Source organism: Amycolatopsis granulosa (assembly GCF_011758745.1).
GTDB classification, from domain to species: Bacteria; Actinomycetota; Actinomycetes; order Mycobacteriales; family Pseudonocardiaceae; genus Amycolatopsis_E; species Amycolatopsis_E granulosa.
Genome location: NZ_JAANOV010000001.1, coordinates 868,326 through 891,251, shown reverse-complemented (window position 1 = coordinate 891,251; position 22,926 = coordinate 868,326). Strand labels below are relative to the sequence as shown.

The following is a 22,926-nucleotide window of genomic DNA, read 5'->3' as shown; positions in this document are numbered from 1 at the left end:
GGGCCCGCGCCAGGTAGCGTGAGGCCATGGCTGGCAGGAAAGCGCTGATCCTGGCGGGTACTGGGATGCTCGCCGACGTCGCCGGGGTCCTGACCCGGGAGGGCTGGCACGTGGTGCTGCCGTCCCGGCGGTACCACCCGCTCGACTGCGAGGCGCGGCCCGGTGTGGCCGCACTGCGCGCACTCCGGCGGCCCGGGCACCGGCCGTACCGCCCGGGCACCGCCCGTTCCCGGGCTGAGGGCAAGGCGATCTGGGTCGAGGCGCACTGGGACCGGCCGCGCGAGCTTGCCGCGAAGGCGGAGACGGCCCTGCGCGGGCCGGCGGATCTGCTGGTGGCGTGGATCCACGAGCAGTACCGGCGCGCGGTGATGGGCGCGGTGGCGCCGCTGCTCGCGGCCGATGCGGCGGTGGTCGAGGTGCGCGGCGGCCCCAGCGGTGACCCGCCCGACCCGCTCCTGCCGCTGCACCCGACCCAGGTGGTCCAGCTCGGCACGGTCTCCGCCTATGACGCGGACCGGTCCCTCGCACAGGCCGAGATCGGCGAGGGAGTGCTCGAGGCCGTGCGGCGGGCCCTCGCCGGGCACGCCACGTCCGTGCACCAGGTCGGTCAGCTGCGGCCACTGGTGCGTTAGCCGAGTTCGCCCGCCTGGGCCGCGGGGGCGACGCCGCGTCGTCCCCGCGGCTGCCCGGAGGGCCGGCCGCGGCCGGGCCCCGCCGGTGGCGGGGTCAGGCAGCCTGCCGCGTGGGCATGATGGTGACCTGCTGAAGGTTCACGTGCGCGGGCTGGGCGGCCAGGAACGCGATCGCCTCGGCGACGTCCTCGGGGGCCAGCCACGTCATTTCCTTCTTCGAGCCCGCCAGCCAATCCTGCGCGCCCAGGTCGGTGACGTGGCTTTGCAGCTCGGTGCCCACGATGCCCGGCTCGACCGCCGACACCCGGACGTCCTTCGGGCCCAGCTCGGCGCGCAGCGTCCGCGACAGGTGCGTCACGAACGCCTTCGTGCCGGAGTACACCGCGAAGTTCGGGAAGATGTTCTGCGCGGCGATCGACGACGTGTTCACCAGATCGGCCACGCCGCGGTCCGCGGCGGAGGCGATCAGCTGCGGGACGAACGCGCCGATCGTGTTCATCAGCCCGCTGACGTTGAGGTCGATCTGGTGCTGCCACTGCTCGGTCCGCAGCTCCGCCACCGGCGCGGGCAGCATCACCCCGGCGTTGTTGACCAGCAGGTCCGCGGTGCCCAGCTCGGCGGCCACCCGGTCGGCCGCGGACCGCAGTGCGCTCGCGTCGGTCACGTCGGCGGCCAGCGCCAGCGCCGTACCGCCGGCCCGCTCGATCTCCCCGGTCAGCTCGGCGAGACGGTCGGCGCGGCGGGCCAGCACGGCCACCTTCGCGCCGGCGGCGGCGAGCCGCACGGCCGCGGCCCGGCCGATGCCGCTCGACGCGCCGGTCACCACGGCGATCCGCCCGGTCAGGGAAGTGTGCACGGTCATGGCTTGCGTGTCTCCTCGATCTCCAGTGCGACCGTCCGGCCGCACCACTGATGCAACCAGCGGGAGCCGGGCGGTGGGCGGCTTCTTCCGGCCCCGCGGTGACCGGGCGCACCGAGCCTGGTTCCGGCAGAACCAGGTTCGGTGACCCGCGGCCCGGCAGAATGAACTGGTGGATCACAACGTGGAGCTGAAGGAGTTCCTGCGCTCGCGCCGCGCGCGGCTCGGCGTCGACGACGTGGAACTCGGCGGCACGAGCGGTGTCCGGCGCGTGCCAGGGCTGCGCCGGGAGGAGGTGGCCCGGCTCGCCGGCGTCAGCGTGGACTACTACACGCGGCTGGAACAGGGCCGCGCTCCGCACGTCTCGGACGAGGTGCTGGACGCCATCGCCGGCGCGCTGCGCCTGAACGACACCGAGCGCTCCTACCTGTGGCAGATCGCGCGCACCAACTCGCGCCGCCCGCGGCGCCGGACCGCCGCCCGCGTGCAGCGCGTGCGCCCGGGCGTCCGCCGGATGCTGGAGACCCTCGACGAGGTGTCCCCGGCGTTCGTGTTCGGCCGGCGGATGGACGTCCTCGCCGCCAACCGGCTGGCCCGTGCGCTGCTGACCGACTTCGAGGCGCTGCCGCCACGCGATCGGAACATGCTGCGCTACACGTTCCTCGACGAGTCGGCGCGCGAGCTCTTCCTGGACTGGGAGGTGGTGGCCCGGGACAACGTCGCGCTCCTCCGCCTGGACGCCGGCCGCCACCCCGACGATCCGCTGCTGGCCGAGCTGGTCGGGGAGCTCGCGGTCGCCAGCCCCGAGTTCCGGCGCTGGTGGGCCGACCACAACGTCCGCGACCGCAGCCACGGCACGAAGAGCTACCGCCACCCGCTGGTCGGGGACCTCGTGGTGAACTACGAGTGCTTCATGCTGCCCGGTGACCCCGACCAGATCCTGTGCGTCTACACCGCCGAAGCGGGCTCCGCCTCCGAGGCGGCGCTGCGGCTGCTGGCCGGCTGGACCGCCGACGTCCCCGGTGCGCCGGTCGGCTGAGATCAGCCCCCGTTCGCCCCGGCCACGCCGCGGACCAGCAGCATGATCCCGTCGCGCACCTCGGCGCGGGGGCGGTGCGGCTGGAACACCTGCCAGTCCAGCGCGACCACCAGCAGGGTGCCGAACAACCCGGCTGCCGCGGTGGGCACCTGCACCCCGGCCGGCAGGCGTCCGGCGTCGGCCACCCGGTGCAGCTGCTCCTCCACGATCGAGATGATGTCCTCCCGCAGCAGCGACAACGTCTCGTGCCACTGGCCCGGTGTGCGCCACAACTCGCTCACCAGGATCTGCGAAAACCCGCGGTAGGTCGCGATGAACTCCAGCCCGGTGTCCACCATGGACTCCAGCGCGACCACCGGGTCGGGTTCGCCGGTGTGCGCGCGCAACCGCTCGGCGAGCTGACCGACGCCGTACCGCAGCAGCGCGTCGATCAGCCCGTCCCTGCTGCCGAAGTTGTAGTACACCGTGCCCTTGGCGACCCCGGCTTCCGCCGCGATCTCGTCCACCGTCAGCCCGGCGAGGCCCTTCGCGGTGGCCAGGCGCAGCGTCGACTCGAACAGCTTCTGCTTGGTGTGCTCACCACGCGGGCTCACAGCGACAGCTCCGGCTGGAGTTTCGACACGGTCCACACCCGTTGCCGGCGCGCGGCCAGCGCCGACACCGCCAGCGCACCGACCAGGTAGGCGACCAGCACACCGACGTCGAGCAGGTTGCGCAGCGAAGCGCCGGTGTAGAGCAGGTGCCGCAACCCGTCGACCACGTACCCCATCGGCAGCACGACGTGCAGCGGGTACAGCGCGTCGGGCAGGGTCTGCCACGGGAATGTGCCGCCCGCGCTGACCAGTTGCAGCACCAGCAGTACCAGTCCGAGGAACTTGCCGACCGCGCCGAAGAACGCGTTGAGCGCGTGCACGATCGCGGTGAACGTCAGCGACGCGAGGATCGCGAAGGCCAGCGCGGCGAGTGGCTGGGCGATGTGGATGCCGACGAACCAGGTCACCGCCGCGAACAGCACGACCACCTGCGCGATGCCGAGCAGCGCGGAGGGCAGCCACCCGCCGAGCGCCACCCGCAGCGGCGCCGTGCCGGCCGCGATCGCCCGCGCGGACAGCGGCCGGATCAGCAGGAACAGCACGAACGCGCCGATCCAGGTGGCCAGGGCGAGGAAGAACGGCGCGAGTCCCGCGCCGTAGGTGCCGGCGGAGGCGACGCCGACCGAGTTGACCGTCACCGGGTCGGCGATCGTGTCCGCGGTCGCGGTCCGGGTCGGGTCGCTGGGGTTGGGGATCTGCTGCAGCCCCGCGTTGAGGCCGTCGCGCAGCTGCCCGGCACCGGTGGCGAGCTGTTGCGTGCCGGACAGCGCGGTCTTCTCACCGTCGTCGAGCTGCGCGGCACCGGTGGACAGGGTGTTCGCGCCGTCCGCGGCCTGCGCGATGCCGCTGGTCAGGGCGGGCGCGGACGTGGCCAGGGTGGCGGCACCGGCGGCGACCCGCCGTGCCCCGTCGGCGAGCTGGTCGAGCTGGGCCGAGGTCTGCTGGATCTTCGCGTTCGCCTGGTCGACGGGGGAGCGCAGATCGCCCAGCACACCCTGCACGCGCTGGATGTCGGCGTCGGACAGCCCCGCGGCGCGCAGCCGCTGCGTGAGCTGGTTGTTCACGTTGTCGAGGTCGCTGACCAGCTGCGCCGACCCGCTCGTGACGGTGGACCCGGCGGCGGCGACCTGGCTGTTGCCGTCGGCGACCTGCTGCGCGCCGTCGGCCAGCTGCCGCGTGCTCTGCGGGAGGGTCGCGGTGCTCGACTTCAGCGTGGCCAGCCCGGAGGACAGCTGGGCGCTGCCGGTCGCCAGCCGCTGGGCTCCGTCGGCGAGCTGCTGCTGCCCGGATTGCAACCGGGTCGCGCCGTCGGCGAGCCGGGTCGCGCCGTTCGCGGCCTCCTGGGTCTTGCCGTAGATCGTGGAAAAACCCATCAGGAACCGGTTCGCGGCCTCGTTGCCGACCTTCTCCGCGATCGTGCCGCGGATCTGCTCGGCCACCTGGTTCGCGATCGTGTGCGACAGGTAGTTGTTCGCGTCGTTGGTGGTCAGCTGGATGGTGGCGCGCTGCGGGTTGAAGTCGCCGCTCGAGGTCAGCGCGGCGGTGAAGTCGCGCGGGATGGTGATCGCGAAGGAGTACCGGTCGTCGCGCACCCCGGCGTCGGCCTCGGCGGCGGACACCTCGTGCCACTGGAAGGTGCGCGAGCCCACGACCGAGGACGTGACCTCGTCGCCGACGTCCCGGCCGTTCGCGCCGGCGTCCTCGTTGACGATCGCCGCGGGCAGGTGGCCCAGCCGGCCGTAGGGGTCGAAGTTGGCGTAGAGGTAGAACGAGGCGTAGAGCAGGGGGACGAGCACCAGGGCGGCCACGGCCAGCTTGGGCAGCTTGCCGGCGGTCAGGCGGCGCAGTTCCCCGGCGGCGAGGCGAAGTCCGGTCACTGCGGGTCTCCTTGCGCGAGTTGCACGAGTTCGGGTTCGGGCTGCTCGGTCCGGCCGAGCCGGGCCGGGGGAGCGGGCAGCACCTCGGGCGGGGTGGTGGCGGTCAGCACGACGACGGCGAATCCGCGCTCGGCGTAGGTCCGGGCGAGGCCGGTCCAGCTCGCGAAGTCACTGGTGTGCCGGTCGGGGGTGTCGAGCACGAGCAGCCGGATACCCGGGCGCGCCGCGGCGAGCGCGGTGAGCAGCCGGAGCCGCTCGTCCGCGGACAGGTGCTCGAACCGGGCACCGGCGCGACCGGCGAGGTCGTGCTCGGCCAGCCACCGCGCGACGTCGTCCTTCCCGGCGGGCAGCTTCCCGATGGACAGCTCCTCGGCGATCACCATCCGTACCGGCAGCGAGTCCTCCGGTGCCGTGATGTCCGGCGCGTCCACCACCGCGCCGGTCGCCCGCAGGCGGGCCGCGTCGGCCTTGCCGTCGAGCGTCACGAGTCCCGTCGTGGGCCGCATCCGCCCGGTCAGGGCGAGACCGAACGCGGTGACTCCCGCGCCCGGCTCGCCGTGCACGAAGGCGAGCTCGCCCTCGGTGACGGTGAGCGAGGTCGGCGGCAGCACCGTGCCGTGCGGACCTTCGACGGTGACCCGGTCGGCGTGCACCCGCACAGGATCCCCCCTTTTTGAACTGACTGGTCAGTTCAAAAAATACGCCGGTGCCGGCGGAGCGGCAACCCGGGGATCACCGGAGCGCCGAGGCGGGCCGCACCTCCCAGTAGGTCCACAAGGGCCGGTAACCCTGCCGGGGCCAGAACACCGACGACAGCGGGTTGGCCGGGTTGTAGTACAGGTAGGTCGCGCGGGCGCCGCGCGTGTGGAACTCGCGGTGCACCCGCGCCATCAGCGCCCGCCCGATGCCCAGGCCCCGGACGTGCTCGCGGGTGGCCACGTTGTTGACGTAACCCCACTGCCCGGACGGCAGCAACTCGGCCGCCCAGGACCCGGGCACCGACTCCATCCAGCCGCAATCGGCGAGCGCGACGGCGACCCCGTCCCGCTCGGCGAGCCAGACCGGCGCCCCGGCGGCGAGGTTGCGCTCCAGCCGGGGCGCGATGAGCTCGGCGGTACCCGGCCGCCACGGACCGGCGACGAGGGCGGAGTACCGGAACGTCGTCAGCGACAGCGCGACGACCTCCTCCAGGTCCTCCGGCCGGGCACGGCGGACCGTCACGCCGGGCGGGAGCGGGTCCCCGGACGGCGCGCCGGTGCGGACCGCGAGCACCGACAGCGGCATCAGGCCGTGGTCGAGGAACGCGCGGACCGCTTCCGCGTCCCGGCTCGGCCAGGTGACGGTGCAGGCGGAATCGGGGCCGGGCGATTCGCGGTCCATGCGGTGCCGCCACGCGCGCAGCAGCGCGTCCATGCCCGCGGTCCCGGTGGCGCCGGTGCACGGGAACAGCTGCCACACCTGGGCGGCCGACCACAACAGGTCGAACGCGCCCGGCTCGTGCCGCTGCACCTGGAGCACCCCGCTCACCCGGGTGCCGTCCGCCGTCGCCGCCGTCAGCTCCTCGCCCTCCGGCGGGGGCGCGGCCGGCGGCAGCAGCGGGTCCAGCGCGGCGAACCGGGCCCGCTGCGCCGACAGCAGTGCGGCGGTCACCGGGCTCCCGGGAAGGCGCGGGCCCGGAAGATCGCGGTGCCGGGGAACAGCTTGCCGCGCAACGGGCTCCACTGCCCCCACACCCGGGTGTGCCCGGCCGGCCACTCCGGCTCCAGCAGGTCCTCCAGGACGAACCCGGTGGCCGTCAGCGCCCGCACGTAGTCGCCCAGCGTGCGGTGGTACTCGACGTAGGTCGCCGTCCCCTCCGCGTCGACCTCCACGTACGGGGTGCGGTCGAAGTACGGCTGGCTCGCGGTCAGCCCGGCCGGCCCCGGATCGTCCGGGAAGATCCACCGGATCGGGTGAGTCACCGCGAACACCCACGGCCCGCCCGGCCGCAGCACCCGGTGCACTTCCGCGAACACGGTCTCCAGCGATGCGACGAACGGCAGCGCGCCGAACGCCGAGCAGGCCGCGTCCATGCTCCCGTCCGCGAGCGGCAGCCGTTCCGCCGTCGCCTGCACCAGCGGGACCGTGATGCCGGTGCGCGCCGCGCCGGCGCGGGCGTGCCGCAGCATCCCGGCGGACAGGTCCAGTCCGACCGGGTGCGCCCCGGCCGCGGCCAGCCAGCGCGAGCAGGCCGCCTGGCCGCAGCCGATCTCCGCCACCCGGCGGCCGCGCACCTCGCCGAGCAGGCGGGCGTCGGCCTCGCGCAGCCCCTCCGGGCACCACACGAAGTCGGCGTCGCCGAGGAACCCGCCGTGGGTGGCCTGGTAGTCGTCGGCGTCGGCGTCCCACCACGCCAGGTTGGCCGCCGTCGCCTCGGCCGCCGCCACCTCGCGATGGGCCACGCCGACCGTGCCGAGCTGGTGCTCGGCGCTGGCGTGCCGGTTCGCACCGGTGTCTTCGCCGCCGTTGTCCTCCACCGTCGTCACACCGGTATTCTCGCCACCGGCGCGGGCGCCGTCCGCCTGGGCGACCCTGTTTGTGCGGCGCGCGGGCGGCCGCGTACGATATCTCTAGCGCAGTGGGTTCGCGCTACCTTCACTCGGCGAAGCTGAGCCGGGTTCCGAGGTCGCGCACCGTCGGCGGTGATGCTCCGCGGCCGTTCCGTTGTGAACGTTTGCTCATGGTTGCCGTCGTACGCTCACCGCGCACGCGAACTGCACACCTACTCGAGCCGTAAACCAACCGGAGCAACCCACCTAATGACCACCGACACCACCACCGCCCCGACGTCCGGCGCCACCCAGGTCGCCGTCAACGACATCGGGTCGGAGGAAGACTTCCTCGCCGCGATCGACAAGACGATCAAGTACTTCAACGACGGCGATATCGTTGAGGGCACGATCGTCAAGGTCGACCGCGACGAGGTGCTGCTCGACATCGGTTACAAGACCGAGGGCGTCATCCCCTCGCGTGAGCTGTCCATCAAGCACGATGTCGATCCCGGCGAGGTCGTCAGCGTCGGTGACGAGGTCGAGGCCCTGGTCCTCCAGAAGGAGGACAAGGAAGGCCGGCTGATCCTGTCCAAGAAGCGCGCCCAGTACGAGCGCGCCTGGGGCACGATCGAGGAGCTCAAGGAGAAGGATGAGCCCGTCAAGGGCACCGTCATCGAGGTCGTCAAGGGCGGCCTGATCCTGGACATCGGCCTGCGCGGCTTCCTGCCCGCCTCGCTGGTGGAGATGCGCCGCGTGCGCGACCTGCAGCCCTACGTCGGCCGCGAGCTCGAGGCGAAGATCATCGAGCTGGACAAGAACCGCAACAACGTGGTCCTGTCCCGCCGGGCCTACCTCGAGCAGACCCAGTCCGAGGTGCGCAGCGAATTCCTCAACAACCTCGCCAAGGGCCAGGTCCGCAAGGGCGTCGTGTCCTCGATCGTCAACTTCGGTGCGTTCGTCGACCTCGGCGGCGTCGACGGTCTGGTGCACGTCTCGGAGCTGTCCTGGAAGCACATCGACCACCCGAGCGAGGTCGTCGAGGTTGGCCAGGAGGTCACCGTCGAGGTGCTGGACGTCGACATGGACCGCGAGCGCGTGTCCCTGTCGCTGAAGGCGACTCAGGAAGACCCGTGGCGCCAGTTCGCCCGCACCCACGCGATCGGCCAGATCGTGCCGGGCAAGGTCACCAAGCTCGTCCCGTTCGGCGCGTTCGTCCGCGTCGAGGAGGGCATCGAGGGCCTGGTGCACATCTCCGAGCTGGCCGAGCGCCACGTGGAGATCCCGGAGCAGGTCGTCCAGGTCGGCACCGAGGTCATGGTCAAGGTCATCGACATCGACCTGGAGCGCCGCCGCATCTCGCTGTCGCTGAAGCAGGCGAACGAGGGCTTCACCACGGACACCGAGTTCGACCCGACCCAGTACGGCATGGCCGCCGAGTACGACGACCAGGGCAACTACATCTACCCCGAGGGCTTCGACCCGGACACGCAGGAGTGGCAGGAAGGCTACGACAAGCAGCGTGAGGAGTGGGAGCGCCAGTACGCGGAGGCGCACGCCCGCTACGAGGCCCACATGCGGCAGATCGCCAAGGCGGCCGAGGCCAACGCCCAGGCGGCGGCCGAGGAGGCCACCGGCGGCCCGGTCGGCGGCGGCGAGCAGAACTACAGCTCGACCGGCTCGTCCGAGCAGCGCAGCGGCGGCACCCTCGCCAGCGACGAGCAGCTCGCGGCTCTGCGCGAGAAGCTCTCCGGCGGTGCGTGAGCTCGTCTCCCGAGCTGATTGAACTACCCGTGGCCCCCGGTCTCCATCGAGACCGGGGGCCACGGCCGTTCTCCGGGCAGGTGCGGTGGGCCCAGGGCCTGTCGGGGGAAGCGGTGCGGCTCAGCGGAGCTGGAGACCGAGTCCGATGAGAATCGCCCGGATGCCGGCGGCGAACACCTCGTCGTAGGCGTCGTCGGTGGTGTCGATGAACCACTTCGGCGGGGGGTTGCGCGCACGGTGCGTCAGCTCGACGCTCACCAGGCCGTGCATCGTGGTCCAGATCAGGTAGCCGGTGCGGTTCGGGTCTTGATCCGGCGGGGTCACCGGGATGACGCGGTCCACGAGCAGGTCGAAGGTCGTGTGCTGGGCGAAGGCCCGCAGATTCGGATCCGGGTCGAAGCCGGGTACCGCCTGCTCGAACATGAACGCGTACCGGGCGGGACTGTCCAGCGCGAACCGGCGGTAGGACCGGGCCAGCGCGAGGATTCCGGCCGCCGGGTCGTCCGGGATCCGCGGCACGGCGGCGAACTCCTCGTGCAGCAGCTCGAAAGTACGTTCGTACAAGGCGTCCAGCACGCCGTTGCGCCCGCCGAAGCGCGTGTACACCCCGATCGTCGATGTGCCCGCGGCTTCGGCGACGCTGCGCACGGTCAGCCCGGACACGCCCTGCTCGAGCAGCACGGTCAGCGCGGCCTGCAGGAACCGCTCCCTCGTGTGGCTGTCGGCGGGCCCCGCCGGGCCGTGTCGGGTGGCCATCCGCGCGCGCACCCCCTTCGATCGGCCTGGGAAGAACTTAGGGCATAACGCGCGTTATCGCGTACCCGGTGTGGCAGGCATGATGAAGTCGTGGCAGTAGATCTGGTCTTCCGCGGACGACGCATCGTCTCCGACCGTGCACTCGTGATGGCGATCGTGAACCGCACGCCTGATTCCTTCTACGACCGCGGCGCGTCCTTCGCCGATCCGGACGCCCTCGCGGCCGTCGATCGCGCGGTGGCCGAGGGCGCCGACATCGTGGACATCGGCGGGGTCAAGGCCGGTCCCGGCAGCGAGGTCGGCGTGGCCGAGGAGATCCGCCGGGTGGTGCCGTTCGTGGCGGAGATCCGCCGGCGGCATCCCGGCCTGGTGATCAGTGTGGACACCTGGCGGCACGAGGTCGGCCGGCTGGCCTGCGCGGAGGGCGCGGACCTGCTCAACGACACCTGGGCGGGCGCCGATCCCGAGCTGGCGGCGGTGGCGGCCGAGTTCGGCGCCGGGTACGTCTGCTCGCACACCGGGGGAGCGGCACCGCGCACGCGCCCGTTCCGGGTCCGCTACGAGGACGTGGTCGCCCAGGTCGTCGAGGAGCTCACCCGGCGGGCCGAGGACGTGGTGGCGCTCGGTGTGCCGCGTGGCGGCGTCCTGATCGACCCGACGCACGACTTCGGCAAGAACACCTGGCACAGCCTGGCGCTGCTGCGTCACGCGGACGCCCTGACGGCGACCGGCTGGCCGGTCCTCATGGCACTGTCCAACAAGGACTTCGTGGGCGAGACCCTGGGCGCCGGGATCACCGAGCGGCTGGACGGCACGCTGGCCGCCACCGCGCTGGCCGCCCGCGACGGCGCGCAGGTGTTCCGCGTGCACGAGGTGCAGCAGACGCGCCGCGTGCTGGAGATGGTCGCGACGATCGCCGGGGAGCGCCCGCCGGCGCAGGCGGTCCGCGGCCTGGCCTGAGGCCGGGGGGCGGAAAGCGCTATCGCGCGGAGCCGTTGAGGCCGTGCAGCACTCGCTGCAGGATCTGCGAGTCCAGCAGGTCCGGCTCGGGCAGCGGCTCCTCGGCCGGGTACTCGGTGGCGGGGCTGGGCAGCCGGTGCGGGGAGCGGGTGGGCAGGGCGCCGCTGAGCCCGTCGGGCAGCGGCAGCTCACACCACGCGGTGCGGTGGCCGCCGGGCAGCGCCACCGTGTTGATGGTCCAGCCGGGCAGTTCCGGGGGTTCACCGGGACGGTCGTCGTCGAGCTCGACGACCACGCAGTCGCGGTGCAGGCGCAGCCGGACGGTCAGGAAGCGGGGCGAGCGCCGGTCGGCCCCGTCCACCGAGGACCGCACCAGGTGGCGGATGACCGTGACCGCGTCGTCGGCCAGCGGCCGCAGTTTCCACTCCAGGAGGGCGAACCGGACGAACATCTCGGCGCAGTTGACGGCGGTCGGCGCCGCCACGAGCCGAAGGTCGTCTACCTGGGTGGTCGCGGTGGTCACGCCATTCCTCCCTCACATCCCGTGGCCCAGCGAGCGCCACGAGCCCGTTGTTGTCGATCTTCCCCGGTGGTGCGCGACCCTACGGCAAGGCTCGCGACAATGCGAGAGCCGCCGTGCGCACCGCTGGGGAGACGCGCTCGACCCGGACTCGGTTGCTCCAGCCCGAGATCGAAATCGCGGCCCGTGCCCGCCCGGTCGCGTCGAGCACGGGACTGGCTGCACAGGTTACGCCTGCACCCGATTCCTCTCGCTCGTAGGCGACACCCTCGTCGCGGACCCTGGTCAGCTGCCGTCGCAGCAGCCCCGGCGCGGTGATGGTGCGCGGGCCGATCCGGGTCAGGCCGGCGGCCAGCACGGTGTCCAGTACGGACGCGGGGGAGTGCGCCAGGATCGCCTTGCCGACCGCCGTGGCGTGTGCCGGGAAGCGGCCGCCGATGCGCGAGGGCAGGGCCGGCGCGTCCGGCCCGCGCACGATGTCGAGGTAGACCACCTCGATGCCTTCGAGCACCGCCAGGTGCACGGTGTTCCGGGTGGCTTCCCGCAGATCGGCCAGGTACGGGCGGGCGGCGTCGACCAGCCCGCGTTCGCGCCCGGCGAGCTGCCCGATCTCGAACAGCCGCAGGCCGAGCCGCACCGCGGGGCCGTCGCGCTCCAGCAGGCCGTGCGTGACCAGGTGCCCGGTGAGCCGGTGCACCGACGACTTGGGCAGGCCCGTGCGGCGCGCCAGCTCGGACGTGCCCAGCGTCTGGTCCCCGGGACCGAACGCGCCGAGCAGCGCGGCGATCCGCGCCGCCGTCATTCCGTCGTCCCGCTCAGCGGCACACATGTCTTGAGTGTGCCGCAGTGCGGAGAGCACCGTGGAGCGGACCCCGAAAGGAGGGCGCATGAGCACCCGCAAGGCACGGGCCGCGATCGTCGGACCCGGCAACATCGGCACCGATCTGCTCGTCAAGCTGCGGCGCAGCGAGCACATCGAGGTCGCCTGCATGGTCGGCGTCGACCCGGCTTCGGACGGGCTGGCGCGCGCGGCCGCACTGGGCGTGGAGGCGTCCGCCGGGGGCGTGGACTGGCTGCTGTCCCGCGACGAGCTGCCGGACATCGTGTTCGAGGCGACCTCGGCCAAGGCGCACCTGGCGAACGCGCCGCGCTACGCCGAAGCCGGCATCCAGGCCGTCGACCTGACCCCGGCCGCCGTCGGTCCGTTCACCTGCCCCGCGGTGGAGCTGCCCGGGCGGCTGGGCGCGGCGAACTACAACATGATCACCTGCGGTGGTCAGGCCACCATCCCCATCGTGCACGCGGTCTCCCGCGTCACCGAGGTGCCCTACGCCGAGATCGTGGCGTCGGTGTCGTCCCGCTCGGCGGGACCGGGCACCCGCGCGAACATCGACGAGTTCACCGAGACCACCGCCCGAGGCCTGGAGATCGTGGGCGGGGCGGCGAAGGGCAAGGCGATCATCATCATCAACCCGGTGGAACCCCCGCTCATCATGCGGGACACCGTGTTCTGCGCGATCTCGCCGGACGCCGACCGGGACGCCATCACCGCCTCGATCGAGCGGATGGTCGCCGACGTGCAGACCTACGTGCCGGGGTATGCGCTCAAGGCGGCGCCGCAGTTCGACGATCCGCGGCCGGGCTGGCAGGGCCGTGCGCGCGTGGCGGTGTTCCTGGAGGTCGCGGGCAACGGGGACTACCTGCCGCCCTACGCCGGCAATCTGGACATCATGACCGCCGCGGCCGCCCGGGTGGGCGAGCTGCTGGCAACCCGGCGCACGCAGGAGGTGCCGGCATGACCGGGCGGGAGGTGCGGCTCGTCGACACGAGCCTGCGCGACGGCAGCCACGCCATGGCGCACCAGTTCACCGAGGAGAACGTGCGGGACACCGTGCGGGCGCTGGACCGCGCCGGGATCTCGCTGATCGAGGTGGCCCACGGCGACGGACTGGGCGGCTCGACCTTCAACTACGGATTCTCGCTGGTGGACGAGCGGAAGCTGATCGCCGCGGCCGTCGAGGAAGCCACGCGGGCCAGGATCGCGGTGCTGCTGCTACCCGGCCTGGGCACCGTCACCGACCTCAAGGCCGCGGCGGATCTCGGCGCCGGCGCAGTCCGGATCGCCACGCACTGCACCGAGGCCGACGTGTCGATCCAGCACTTCACCGCGGCACGCGACCTCGGGCTGGAGACCGTCGGCTTCCTGATGCTGTCGCACATGGCCACGCCGGAAACCCTGGCCGAGCAGGGCCGCATCATGGTCGACGCCGGCTGCCAGTGCGTGTACGTCGTGGACTCCGCCGGGGCGCTCATCCTGGACGAGGCGGCCGACCGGGTGGCCGCGCTGGTCGCGGAGTTCGGTGACGCGGCCCAGGTCGGCTACCACGGTCACCAGAACCTCAGCTTCGGGGTCGCCAACTCGGTCCTCGCCCACCGGGCCGGTGCGAAGCAGATCGACGGTTCCCTGGTCGCGCTCGGCGCGGGTGCCGGCAACTCGCCGACCGAGGTGCTCGCCGCGGTGTTCGAGCGGCTCGGGGTCGAGACCGGAGTGGACAAGGACGTGCTGATGGACGCGGCGGAGAACATCGTCAAGCCGTTCATCACCCGGCTGCCGGTGATGGACCGGTCGTCGATCGTGCAGGGGTTCGCCGGGGTGTACTCCAGCTTCCTGCTGCACGCCGAGCGCGCCGCGCAACGCTACGGCGTGCCGGCGCACGAGATTCTCTACCGGGTGGGCGAGAACCGTTACGTCGGTGGCCAGGAGGACATGATCATCGACATCGCCCTGGAGCTGGCCGCGGAGCGGAAGTCCGGCTAGGACGATCGGGCCAGCAGCCGGACGCAGTGGCCGACGAGGCGCTCGCGGGACATCTGCGGCGTGCCGGACAGGTAGGCGGTGAACAGGTGGGTCAGCGCGCCGACGAGGCCGATCGCGGTCAGCTGCCGGTCCAGGGTGTCCATGCGCCCGGGCAGCTGGTCGCGGATCAGCGCGGCGAAGGCGGGCAGCAGCGCCACCCCGCGGGCGGACAGGGCCGGGTCGGTGATCGGGGCCAGCAGCAGGACCCGGCCCTTGCGCGGATCGTCCAGCATGAGCTCGACGAACGCGGTGACCGCCGCCTCGGCCCGCGCGGCTGCGTCCCGGCCGCGGTCGCCGACCGCGCCGACGAGTGCGCGGTGCGCCTCGTCGGCGACCTGCTCGTAGACGGCGACCACCAGCTCTTCGCGGTCGGTGAAGCTTTCGTAGAAGTAGCGTTCGGTGAGCTTGGCGTGCCGGCACACCGCCCGCACCGTCACCGCGGCGCTGCCCGCAGTGCCGAGCAGGTCGAGGGCCGCGTCGAGCAACTGGGCGCGCCGGGCCGCCCGGCGGTCGCGCAGGGTGGTGCCCGCCCAGGTCTTCTCCGTCATCCGCCCTCACAATTGACTACAGATGTTGTCAATTGTAGCGTTCGGATCATGGCAGCGCAGCCCCTGGGTCCCGGCTCCCTGACGTGGAAGTACTTCGGTGACTGGCGGACCCTGCTCATGGCACTGTGGGCGGGGTCGATGCAGAACATGCACCCCGAACTGGGCGCCGCGGTGGCGGAGCACTCGCGGTTCTTCGCCGAACGGTGGCAGCGCCTGTTCCGCTCCCTGTACCCGATCGGCGGCACGGTCTACGACGGGCCGCGCGCGGCGGAGACCGCCCGGGCCGTGCGCGGCTACCACGAGACGATCCACGGGGTGGACTCGCGGGGCCGCCGCTACCACGCCCTGAGCCCGGGCACCTTCTACTGGGCGCACGCCACGTTCTTCATGCTCACCGTGGTCGCCGCCGAGCGGTTGATGGGCGGGCTGAGCGAGGCGGACAAGCGGCGCCTGTTCGACGAGCACGTCCAGTGGTACCGGCTCTACGGGCTGAGCATGCGGCCGGTGCCCGGGTCGTGGGAGGAGTTCCGCGCGTACTGGGAGCACATGTGCACCGACGTGCTGGAGGACAACACGGCCGCCCGGGACGTGCTCGACCTCGCCGGGATCGGGAAACCACCACTGCTGGCGCGGGTGCCCGGCCCGGTGTGGCGCGTCCTGCGGATCCTGGTGGCGAAGTCGTTCGTGTGGTGGACGATCGGGCTGTACCACCCGGCGGTGCGGGACCGGCTGGGCTTTTCCTGGTCGCGCCGGGACGAGGCGCTGCACCGGCTGACCGGCCGGGCCATCGGGCTCGCGTTCGCCGTCGTGCCGCACGACCTCCGGTACCACCCCCGGGCCCGTGCGGCGTGGCGGCGGGAACGCGGGGACCTCCCGCCGGATGCCCCGCCCGTGGAGACGCCCGCGCGCAACCTGCCTCCGCTGTCCGAACAGGACAGCCCGACGCACTACGTTCCCCGGGAGGCGCCGTGAAGCTCGGCTATCACATCGGTTACTGGTCCGCCGGCCCGCCGGAGGGCGCACCGGCGGCCATCCGCGCCGCCGAGGAGCTGGGATTCGACTCGGTGTGGACGGCCGAGGGGTACGGCTCCGACGCCCTGACGCCGCTGGCCTGGTGGGGCGCGGCGACCGAGCGGCTCAAGCTGGGCACGAACATCGTCCAGATGTCGGCCCGGACGCCGACGGCGACGGCGATGGCGGCGATGACGCTGGACCACCTCTCCGGCGGCCGCTTCATCCTCGGCCTGGGCGCGTCCGGGCCGCAGGTAGTGGAGGGCTGGTACGGGCAGCCGTACCCGCGCCCGCTGGCCCGGACCCGCGAGTACGTGGAGATCGTGCGGCGGGTGGTGGCGCGGCGTGAGCCGGTCACCTTCGACGGGAACGCCTACCAGCTGCCGCTGCGCGGCGGGACTGGCCTGGGCAAGCCGCTGAGGTCCACCGTGCACCCGCTGCGGCCGGAGATCCCGATCTACCTCGCGGCCGAGGGCCCGAAGAACGTGGCGCTGGCCGCCGAGATCTGCGACGGCTGGCTGCCGCTGTTCTTCTCCCCGAAGAGCGACCCGTTCTACCGGCAGGCGCTCGCGGAGGGCTTCGCCCGGCCGGGTGCGCGACGCTCCGCGGCGGAGTTCGAGGTCGCCGCGTCGGTACCGGTGATCGTGCACGACGACGTGGAGACCGCGGCCGGTTTCGTCAAGCCGTCGCTGGCGCTCTACATCGGCGGCATGGGGGCGCGGCAGGTGAACTTCCACAAGGACGTGTTCGCGCGGCTGGGTTACGGCGACGTCGCCGAGAAGGTCCAGGAGCTCTACCTGGCCGGGCGGAAGGCGGAGGCCGCGGCGGCGATCCCCACCGCGCTGGTGGAGGACACCTCGCTGATCGGCCCGCCCGCGAAGATCCGGGAGGAGCTGGCCGCCTGGGAGGAGACGGTGGTGACGACGCTGCTGCTGCGCGGGAACGCCGCCACCCTCCGCCGGGTCGCCGCCGCGCTGGGCTGAGCGCCGGCCGTCGCGAAACGAATGCGTGCCCCGCGCGGACGTCGCGGGGCGAGCGGTGACACGATGCGGTCGATCATCGGGTGTCGATCGGAGGACCATGGTCGCGCTACCGGCCAAGACCAGGCTCGGCTACTCCGCGGGGTCGTTCGTCACCGGCGCGTTCGGCACCGTGCCCGGCCTGCTGCTGCTGCCCTACCTCACCGACACGATGGCGGTGCCCGGTGCCGTCGCCGGGGCGATCGTGCTCGTGCCCAAGGCGTGGGACGTCGTGTTCAACCCGGTCGCCGGGCGGCTGTCCGACGCGAGCCTGGCGCGCCGGGGGAGCAGGCGGCCGTTCCTGCTCTTCGGCGGCCTCGGGGTGGCCGTGTTGTTCGCGGCGATCTTCGCCCACCCCGGCTTCGGCAGCACCCCGCTGGACGCCGGGTACGTGGTGCTCGCGTTCTTCCTGTGCGCCACCGCGTTCGCGTTCTTCCAGGTGCCCTACAACGCGCTGCCCGCGGAGCTGACCTCCTCCTACGACGAGCGCACCCGCCTGACCAGCTGGCGCATCGGCCTGCTGGCCATCGCGATCCTGGTCTCCGGCGGCGGCGCTCCCGGGATCACCAACAAGGTCGGCGGCGTCCCCGGCTACCGCGTCATGGGCGCCGTGATGGGCGTGATCATGGTGCTGGGCACGATCGCGGTGTTCCTGGGCACGCGCGGCGCACCGGTCGGCAACCTCCGCCCGCCCACGCCCGGCCGGCGTGAGCTGCTGGCGACGATGCGCCGGTGGCGTCCGTTCCGCTGGCTGCTGGGCGTCTACTTCGTCCAGTCACTCGGCCTGGCCACGCTGCTGGCCGGGGTGAACTACGCGTCCCGGTACGTCTTCGGCGACGCGAGCCTGCAGACGTACCTGTTCGTCGGTTTCGTGCTGCCCGCGCTGGTGACCATGCCGCTGTGGCCGCGCCTGGGAGCGCGCTGGGGCAAGCTGTGGGGCTTCCGGTTCGCCTGCATCGCCTTCGGCGTGGCGTGCGCGGGACTGTGCGGGGCGCGGGTGCTGCCGGTCGCCGTGTCGTTCGTGTTCGTCGCGCTCGCCGGGGTCGGCTACGCCGGGATCCAGGTGTTCCCGCTGGCCATCCTGCCCGACCTGATCAGCGCCGAGGAGGAGCGCACGGGCGCCACCCGCGCCGGGATCACCGCCGGGGTGTGGACCGCGTCGGAGACGCTGGGCCTCGCGCTGGGACCGGGCCTGTTCGGCCTGGTGTTGTCCGCCGGCGGATATGTGTCCAGTGTGGACGCCTCGGCGGCGCAACCGGGCAGCGCGGTCACCGCGATCCTGCTCGGGTTCGCGCTGCTGCCCGGAATCCTCGTGGTGGCGGGCCTGCCGCTGCTGCGCCGCTCGATCCTGGAGCCACGATGAGACCCGCGCGTGAGGTCCTGACGCAGCTGCGCGAGCTGCGTGCCGGCGACCTGCCGACCCACGGGGGCCGCACCCTCGCCTACGTCTACGACAGCGGCCTGCCCGGGCTGGACGAGCTCGCCGCGCAGGCCCACGCACTCGCTTCGTCCGCGAACGGCCTGGACCCGACCGCGTTCCCGAGCCTGCGGCGCCTGGAGAACGACCTGGTCGCCGCGACCGCCCGCCTGGTCGGCGGCACCCCGGACACCGTCGGCGCGGTGACCTCGGGCGGGACCGAATCGTGCCTGCTCGCCGTGCTCGCCGCGCGGGAAGGCCGCCCGGACATCGCCCGGCCGAGCATGGTGCTGCCCGCGACCGCGCACGCGGCGTTCCACAAGGCCGCGCACCTGTTCCGCGTGCGCCCGGTCGTGGTCCCGGTCGATCCGGTCACCTTCCGCGCGGACCCCACTGCGATGGCAGCGGCCATCGACGACACGACCGTGCTCGTCGTGGCCGGCGCCCCCTCCTACGCCCACGGGGTCATCGACCCCATCGCGCCGATCGCCGCCGCGGCCGCCGCACGCGGGGTGCGGATGCACGTGGACGCCTGCATCGGCGGGTGGATCCTGCCGTACTTCCGGCGCCTGGGCCGGGCGGTGCCGGAGTTCGGGTTCCGCGTCGAGGGCGTCACCAGCGTCTCGGTCGACCTGCACAAGTACGCCTACTGCCCGAAAGGCGTGTCGGTGCTGCTGCACGCCGGCCCGGACCTGCGGCGCGGCCACTACTTCGCCAGCGCCGACTGGCCCGGCTACACGATGCTGAACAGCACCATCCAGTCCACCCGTTCCGGCGGCCCGCTCGCCGCCGCGTGGGCCGTCGTGCAGCACCTGGGCGACGACGGCTACCTCGAACTCGCCCGCCGGACGCTGGCCGCGGTGACCGGGCTGGCGCGCGGCATCACCGGTACCCGGGGCCTGCGGCTGCTCGCCGAACCGGACTCGACCCTGCTCGCGCTCACCACCGAGGACGAGGGCTTCGACCTGTTCACCGTCGCGGACGAGATGCGGGTCCGCGGCTGGTACGTGCAGCCGCAGTTCGCCCACCAGTCCTCGCCGGTGAATCTGCACCTGACCGTCACCGCCGCCAACCGGGGCAGCGAGGCGGAGTTCCTCGCCGACCTCGCCGCCTCGGTCGGCGCCGCCCGCGCCGCCGGTCCGGTTACCGTGGACGAGAACGTGGCCGCGTTCGTCGCCGCGCTGGACGCGGACACCCTGACCGGCGAGCAGTTCGCGGGCCTGCTCACCGCGGCCGGAATGGGCGGCGGGGCCGGGTTGCCGGACCGGATGGCCGAGATCAACGCCCTGCTCGGCGCGGCTCCGCCGCCGCTGCGGGAACGGCTGCTGCGTGAATTCCTCGGGATGCTGTACCGGCCGGAGTGACGCCCGCGCGGGGGAGCGGTGGAAGTCAGGAGTTGCTCACACTCCCGCGGACATGGGGTGTCTTCGCGCGATGCGGAAGGCATGCTTAGCGCCATGCCTGAAGACCAGCACTACCTCGTCGGCCTTGACCTCGCCGGGCGGCGCGTGGTGCTCGTCGGCGGCGGCACCGTGGCCCAGCGCAGGCTGCCGCGGCTGATCAGCGCCGGTGCCGCGGTCGAGCTGATCTCACCGTCGACCACCCCGGCCGTGGGCGGCATGATCGACGCCGGCGAAGTGGTGTGGCACCAGCGCCGCTACACCGACGGCGACCTCGAGGGCGCCTGGTACGCGCTGGCCTGCACCGACGACCCGGAGGTCAACGCCGCGGTCTGCGCGGAGGCGCAGCGGCGCCGCGTCTTCTGCGTCCGCGCCGACGCCGGGATCGAGGGCACCGCGGTCACCGCCGCGGTCGGGCGGCACGAGGGACTGGTGGTCGGCGTGCTGTCCGGCGGTCAGCCGCTGCGGTCGGCCGCCGTGCGGGACAACATCGTCGAGGCCCTGCACACCGGCGCGATCGCCGGCGACCGTCCCGCGCCCGACACCACCGAACTGCCGGGGGTCGCGCTCGTGGGTGGCGGCCCCGGCGATCCGGAGCTGATCACCGTCAAGGGCCGCCGCCTGCTCGCCCGCGCCGACGTCGTGGTCGCCGACCGGCTGGCGCCCCGCGAGCTGCTCGACGAGCTGTCCCCGGACGTCGAGGTCGTGGACGCTGCCAAGATCCCCTACGGGCGGGCGGCCAGCCAGGACTTCATCAACGCCACGCTGATCGAGCACGCCAAGGCCGGCAGGTTCGTGGTCCGCCTCAAGGGCGGTGACCCGTACGTGTTCGGGCGCGGCTTCGAGGAGCTGCTGGCCTGCGCCGAGGCCGGGGTGCCGGTCACGGTGGTCCCGGGCATCACCAGCTCGATCGCCGGTCCCGCGGTCGCCGGGGTGCCGGTCACCCACCGTGGGGTGGCGCACGAGGTGGTCGTGGTGTCCGGGCACGTCGCGCCCGGACACGAGAGCTCACTGACCGACTGGGCCGCGCTGGCGCGGCTGCGCGGCACGATCGTGCTGATGATGGGCGTGGAACGGCTAGACCGGTTCGCGGCCGCGCTGCTGGCGGGCGGCCGTCCCGGCGACACGCCCGTGGCGATCGTGGAGAACGCCACGATGCCCACCCAGCGGGTGCACCGGTTCGCCCTGGCGACCGCCGCCGCGGAGGCGAAGGCCGCCGGGGTCCGCCCGCCCGCGGTGATCGTGATCGGCCCCGTCGCCGGCCTGCTCCCCGACGACCTGCACTAGCGGCCGACACGCCCCCCAGCCCGGCGAACACGCCGCCCGCGCCGGCGAACACGCCGCCCGGAGCGGCCAACACGCGCGTGTTCGCCGCTCGTGGCCGGGTGTTGGTCGTCAGGCGGGGTGGCAGCGGCGCAGGAAGTCCAGGATCGTCCCGGTCAGCCGTTGCGGGTCGAAGCGCAGCTCGACCGGGCTGCGGGCCTGCACGAACTCCGCTGCGGGCAGGTCCGCCGCCAGGGTGTCCGCGTCGCCGAACGGGTGAACCGGGTCGCGCTGGTGGCCGATCACCAGCGCCGGCACCTCGATCCGCCGGCGCACCGACCGCGGCGGCGCGATGCGGTCGAAGAACACGCCGTGCAGCAACGCCGCCAGGGCCGGTGGCCGCTGCTCCAGGGTGTCGGTGACGACGTCGACCCACTGGCTGCCGTGCGGCACCAGCGCGGCCACCCGCGCCACCGCCCGCACACCGAAGGGCACGAACCGCGCCGCGAACAGCAGCGGGGTGAACGCCAGCAGCCCCGCCACGATCGCGTTGTCCAGCACCGGCATCTCCACCACGATGCCGCGCAGCCGCTCCGGCGCCCGGACCGCCACCTCCAGCGCGACGTTCGCGCCCAGCGACGTCCCGCCCACCACGGCCGCCCGCACGTCCAGGTGGTCCAGCAGCGCCAGCACCTGGTCGCCGAACGCCGGGATCGAGTACTGCCACGACTCGCGTGGCCGGTCCGAGTCGCCGTGGCCGAGCAGGTCCACGGTGATCACCCGGAACCCGTCGGCGGCCAGCGTGCGGGCCAGCGGGGCGTGCATCCGCCGGGTGAACATCAGGCCGTGGGCGAGCACCACGACGCGGTCGCCGGTGCCGAACTGCGTGTAGCACAGCCGGTGTCCCTCGAAGGTGAAGGCACCGGCCAGCTCCAAGGGGCGGGTCAGCATGTCGATCAGGAAACCATCACCGGCGGCTCCCGCACAGCTGCGGCGCGCGAAAGCGTCCGGATGCGTCAAGATGGCAGCCATGACTGACACCGCCGACAAGCTGCCGGACCTGGTCTCGCTCGCCGTCGAGCGCACCGGCGGCCTCGCCCGCGTGACCCTGCTCGGGCCGGGCAAGGGCAACGCGATGGGCCCCGACTTCTGGCGCGAGCTGCCGATCGTGTTCCGCACCCTGGACGCCGATCCCGCGGTCCGGGCGATCGTGCTGACGGGCAGTGGGAAGAACTTCTCCTACGGTCTCGACCTGCCCGCCATGATGGGCGGCTGGGCGCCGCTGCTGGCCGGGGACGCGCTGGCCGGGCCGCGGACCGAGTTCCTGCGCGAGATCCGGTCCCTGCAGGACAGCGTCACGGCCGTGGCGGAGTGCCGCACGCCGGTGATCGCCGCGGTGTCCGGCTGGTGCATCGGCGGCGGGGTCGACCTGATCGCCGCCGCCGACGTCCGCCTCGCCAGCGCGGACGCGAAGTTCAGCGTGCGCGAGGCGAAGGTGGCGATCGTGGCCGACCTGGGCAGCCTGCAGCGGCTGGCGGGGATCATCGGCGAGGGCCACCTGCGGGAGCTGGCCCTGACCGGCAAGGACATCGACGCCGCCCGGGCGGAGAAGATCGGCCTGGTCAACGACGTGTACCCGGACGCGGACGCGCTCCTGGCCGCGGCCGGGGCGCTGGCCGGGGAGATCGCCGCGAACCCGCCGCTGGTCGTGCGGGGCGTCAAGGACGTGCTGTCGCTCAACACCGAGCGGCAGGTCGCCGACGGGCTGCGCTACGTCTCCACCTGGAACGCGGCGTTCCTGCCCAGCAAGGATCTGCAGGAAGCGGTGCGGGCGTTCGTGGAACGCCGCACGCCGGAGTTCACGGGCGAATGAGGAGAACGTC

Annotated in this window: 23 protein-coding genes; 12 read left to right on the top strand and 11 right to left on the bottom strand. The window is 73.0% G+C overall.

All coding sequences use genetic code 11. The features are described from left to right. Positions 1–26: 26 nt before the first annotated feature. The gene (locus FHX45_RS04375; protein ID WP_243868919.1) at positions 27–632 is read left to right on the top strand and encodes a Rossmann-fold NAD(P)-binding domain-containing protein; all 606 of its coding nucleotides are present in this window, start codon (positions 27–29) and stop codon (positions 630–632) included. Positions 633–726: 94 nt separating this feature from the next. Here FHX45_RS04375 and FHX45_RS04370 read toward each other — a convergent pair whose 3' ends face one another. Next, positions 727–1,494: an SDR family oxidoreductase gene (locus FHX45_RS04370; RefSeq protein WP_167096868.1), complete on the bottom strand. Its 768-nt coding sequence runs from the start codon at positions 1,492–1,494 to the stop codon at positions 727–729. Positions 1,495–1,663: 169 nt separating this feature from the next. On the opposite strand from FHX45_RS04370, the gene FHX45_RS04365 reads away from it, so the two are divergent. After that, positions 1,664–2,530: an MmyB family transcriptional regulator gene (locus FHX45_RS04365; RefSeq protein WP_167096866.1), complete on the top strand. Its 867-nt coding sequence runs from the start codon at positions 1,664–1,666 to the stop codon at positions 2,528–2,530. Positions 2,531–2,532: 2 nt separating this feature from the next. Here FHX45_RS04365 and FHX45_RS04360 read toward each other — a convergent pair whose 3' ends face one another. The 5 genes from FHX45_RS04360 to FHX45_RS04340 form a co-directional block, all read right to left on the bottom strand. After that, a complete protein-coding gene (locus FHX45_RS04360) occupies positions 2,533–3,123 on the bottom strand; it encodes a TetR family transcriptional regulator (RefSeq protein WP_167096864.1) in 591 nt (196 codons plus the stop codon). Then, a complete protein-coding gene (locus tag FHX45_RS04355; protein WP_167096862.1) occupies positions 3,120–5,000 on the bottom strand; it encodes a YhgE/Pip family protein in 1,881 nt (626 codons plus the stop codon). Before FHX45_RS04355 ends, FHX45_RS04360 begins: the two co-directional genes overlap by 4 nt. Continuing rightward, the gene (locus FHX45_RS04350) at positions 4,997–5,659 is read right to left on the bottom strand and encodes an ATP-binding cassette domain-containing protein (RefSeq protein ID WP_167096860.1); all 663 of its coding nucleotides are present in this window, start codon (positions 5,657–5,659) and stop codon (positions 4,997–4,999) included. Before FHX45_RS04350 ends, FHX45_RS04355 begins: the two co-directional genes overlap by 4 nt. A gap of 73 nt (positions 5,660–5,732) precedes the next feature. After that, a complete protein-coding gene (locus FHX45_RS04345) occupies positions 5,733–6,650 on the bottom strand; it encodes a GNAT family N-acetyltransferase (protein ID WP_167096858.1) in 918 nt (305 codons plus the stop codon). Beyond that, positions 6,647–7,525: a class I SAM-dependent methyltransferase gene (locus FHX45_RS04340; RefSeq protein WP_341771348.1), complete on the bottom strand. Its 879-nt coding sequence runs from the start codon at positions 7,523–7,525 to the stop codon at positions 6,647–6,649. The genes FHX45_RS04345 and FHX45_RS04340 overlap by 4 nt, the downstream gene beginning before the upstream one ends. Before the next feature lie 273 nt (positions 7,526–7,798). Between FHX45_RS04340 and rpsA the strand changes: the two genes are divergently transcribed. Beyond that, positions 7,799–9,292 (top strand): 30S ribosomal protein S1, encoded by a 1,494-nt coding sequence (rpsA, locus tag FHX45_RS04335; RefSeq protein WP_167096856.1) that lies wholly within the window; start codon positions 7,799–7,801, stop codon positions 9,290–9,292. A 120-nt stretch (positions 9,293–9,412) separates the two neighbouring features. On the opposite strand, the gene FHX45_RS04330 is transcribed toward rpsA, so the two are convergent. Then, the gene (locus FHX45_RS04330; protein WP_167096854.1) at positions 9,413–10,048 is read right to left on the bottom strand and encodes a TetR/AcrR family transcriptional regulator; all 636 of its coding nucleotides are present in this window, start codon (positions 10,046–10,048) and stop codon (positions 9,413–9,415) included. A 147-nt stretch (positions 10,049–10,195) separates the two neighbouring features. On the opposite strand from FHX45_RS04330, the gene folP reads away from it, so the two are divergent. Beyond that, complete coding sequence (gene folP / locus FHX45_RS04325) at positions 10,196–11,008, top strand: dihydropteroate synthase (RefSeq protein WP_167108390.1); 813 nt, start codon at positions 10,196–10,198, stop codon at positions 11,006–11,008. Positions 11,009–11,027: 19 nt separating this feature from the next. Here folP and FHX45_RS04320 read toward each other — a convergent pair whose 3' ends face one another. Both FHX45_RS04320 and FHX45_RS04315 read right to left on the bottom strand, forming a co-directional pair. Further along, positions 11,028–11,531, bottom strand: coding sequence for a hypothetical protein (locus FHX45_RS04320; protein ID WP_167096852.1), 504 nt, complete (start codon positions 11,529–11,531; stop codon positions 11,028–11,030). Positions 11,532–11,610: 79 nt separating this feature from the next. Further along, positions 11,611–12,357, bottom strand: coding sequence for an IclR family transcriptional regulator (locus FHX45_RS04315; RefSeq protein ID WP_243868918.1), 747 nt, complete (start codon positions 12,355–12,357; stop codon positions 11,611–11,613). Between the two features lie 58 nt (positions 12,358–12,415). Between FHX45_RS04315 and FHX45_RS04310 the strand changes: the two genes are divergently transcribed. Further along, positions 12,416–13,327 carry an acetaldehyde dehydrogenase (acetylating) gene (locus FHX45_RS04310; RefSeq protein WP_167096850.1) on the top strand — a complete coding sequence of 304 codons (912 nt, stop codon included), beginning with the start codon at positions 12,416–12,418 and terminating at the stop codon, positions 13,325–13,327. Beyond that, the gene (gene dmpG, locus FHX45_RS04305) at positions 13,324–14,346 is read left to right on the top strand and encodes a 4-hydroxy-2-oxovalerate aldolase (protein ID WP_167096848.1); all 1,023 of its coding nucleotides are present in this window, start codon (positions 13,324–13,326) and stop codon (positions 14,344–14,346) included. Before FHX45_RS04310 ends, dmpG begins: the two co-directional genes overlap by 4 nt. Here dmpG and FHX45_RS04300 read toward each other — a convergent pair. Then, positions 14,343–14,933, bottom strand: a complete 591-nt coding sequence (locus tag FHX45_RS04300; protein ID WP_167096846.1) for a TetR/AcrR family transcriptional regulator — start codon at positions 14,931–14,933, stop codon at positions 14,343–14,345. The genes dmpG and FHX45_RS04300 overlap by 4 nt on opposite strands. 48 nt (positions 14,934–14,981) lie before the next feature. Between FHX45_RS04300 and FHX45_RS04295 the strand changes: the two genes are divergently transcribed. The 5 genes from FHX45_RS04295 to cobA all read left to right on the top strand — a co-directional run bounded on the left by FHX45_RS04295 (position 14,982) and on the right by cobA (position 21,067). Continuing rightward, positions 14,982–15,905, top strand: coding sequence for an oxygenase MpaB family protein (locus FHX45_RS04295; protein WP_167096844.1), 924 nt, complete (start codon positions 14,982–14,984; stop codon positions 15,903–15,905). Then, a complete protein-coding gene (locus FHX45_RS04290) occupies positions 15,902–16,927 on the top strand; it encodes an LLM class F420-dependent oxidoreductase (RefSeq protein ID WP_167096842.1) in 1,026 nt (341 codons plus the stop codon). Before FHX45_RS04295 ends, FHX45_RS04290 begins: the two co-directional genes overlap by 4 nt. 97 nt (positions 16,928–17,024) lie before the next feature. Continuing rightward, positions 17,025–18,326 carry an MFS transporter gene (locus FHX45_RS04285; protein ID WP_167096840.1) on the top strand — a complete coding sequence of 434 codons (1,302 nt, stop codon included), beginning with the start codon at positions 17,025–17,027 and terminating at the stop codon, positions 18,324–18,326. After that, entirely contained in the window at positions 18,323–19,744 is a 1,422-nt protein-coding gene (locus FHX45_RS04280; protein ID WP_167096838.1) for a pyridoxal phosphate-dependent decarboxylase family protein, read from the top strand. The genes FHX45_RS04285 and FHX45_RS04280 overlap by 4 nt, the downstream gene beginning before the upstream one ends. Positions 19,745–19,837: 93 nt before the next feature. Then, on the top strand, positions 19,838–21,067 hold the full coding sequence (cobA, locus tag FHX45_RS04275) for a uroporphyrinogen-III C-methyltransferase (protein WP_167096836.1): 1,230 nt from the start codon (positions 19,838–19,840) through the stop codon (positions 21,065–21,067). A gap of 108 nt (positions 21,068–21,175) precedes the next feature. Here cobA and FHX45_RS04270 read toward each other — a convergent pair whose 3' ends face one another. Then, positions 21,176–21,994 carry an alpha/beta fold hydrolase gene (locus FHX45_RS04270; protein ID WP_167108384.1) on the bottom strand — a complete coding sequence of 273 codons (819 nt, stop codon included), beginning with the start codon at positions 21,992–21,994 and terminating at the stop codon, positions 21,176–21,178. 79 nt (positions 21,995–22,073) lie between these two features. Here FHX45_RS04270 and FHX45_RS04265 point away from each other — a divergent pair, with 79 nt between their 5' ends. Continuing rightward, positions 22,074–22,916, top strand: a complete 843-nt coding sequence (locus FHX45_RS04265; RefSeq protein WP_167096834.1) for a crotonase/enoyl-CoA hydratase family protein — start codon at positions 22,074–22,076, stop codon at positions 22,914–22,916. The last annotated feature ends 10 nt before the right edge of the window (positions 22,917–22,926 follow it).

What these genes read in the sequence shown, in the direction of transcription:
- FHX45_RS04270 (WP_167108384.1), bottom strand. Translation starts at nt 21,994, where the DNA reads ATGCTGACCCGCCCCTTGGAGCTGGCCGGTGCCTTCACCTTCGAGGGA.
- folP (WP_167108390.1), top strand. Translation starts at nt 10,196, where the DNA reads ATGGCGATCGTGAACCGCACGCCTGATTCCTTCTACGACCGCGGCGCG.
- rpsA (WP_167096856.1), top strand. Translation starts at nt 7,799, where the DNA reads ATGACCACCGACACCACCACCGCCCCGACGTCCGGCGCCACCCAGGTC.
- FHX45_RS04315 (WP_243868918.1), bottom strand. Translation starts at nt 12,357, where the DNA reads ATGTGTGCCGCTGAGCGGGACGACGGAATGACGGCGGCGCGGATCGCC.
- dmpG (WP_167096848.1), top strand. Translation starts at nt 13,324, where the DNA reads ATGACCGGGCGGGAGGTGCGGCTCGTCGACACGAGCCTGCGCGACGGC.
- FHX45_RS04375 (WP_243868919.1), top strand. Translation starts at nt 27, where the DNA reads ATGGCTGGCAGGAAAGCGCTGATCCTGGCGGGTACTGGGATGCTCGCC.
- FHX45_RS04370 (WP_167096868.1), bottom strand. Translation starts at nt 1,494, where the DNA reads ATGACCGTGCACACTTCCCTGACCGGGCGGATCGCCGTGGTGACCGGC.
- FHX45_RS04300 (WP_167096846.1), bottom strand. Translation starts at nt 14,933, where the DNA reads ATGACGGAGAAGACCTGGGCGGGCACCACCCTGCGCGACCGCCGGGCG.
- FHX45_RS04280 (WP_167096838.1), top strand. Translation starts at nt 18,323, where the DNA reads ATGAGACCCGCGCGTGAGGTCCTGACGCAGCTGCGCGAGCTGCGTGCC.
- FHX45_RS04330 (WP_167096854.1), bottom strand. Translation starts at nt 10,048, where the DNA reads ATGGCCACCCGACACGGCCCGGCGGGGCCCGCCGACAGCCACACGAGG.
- FHX45_RS04285 (WP_167096840.1), top strand. Translation starts at nt 17,025, where the DNA reads ATGGTCGCGCTACCGGCCAAGACCAGGCTCGGCTACTCCGCGGGGTCG.
- FHX45_RS04265 (WP_167096834.1), top strand. Translation starts at nt 22,074, where the DNA reads ATGACTGACACCGCCGACAAGCTGCCGGACCTGGTCTCGCTCGCCGTC.
- cobA (WP_167096836.1), top strand. Translation starts at nt 19,838, where the DNA reads ATGCCTGAAGACCAGCACTACCTCGTCGGCCTTGACCTCGCCGGGCGG.
- FHX45_RS04310 (WP_167096850.1), top strand. Translation starts at nt 12,416, where the DNA reads ATGAGCACCCGCAAGGCACGGGCCGCGATCGTCGGACCCGGCAACATC.
- FHX45_RS04295 (WP_167096844.1), top strand. Translation starts at nt 14,982, where the DNA reads ATGGCAGCGCAGCCCCTGGGTCCCGGCTCCCTGACGTGGAAGTACTTC.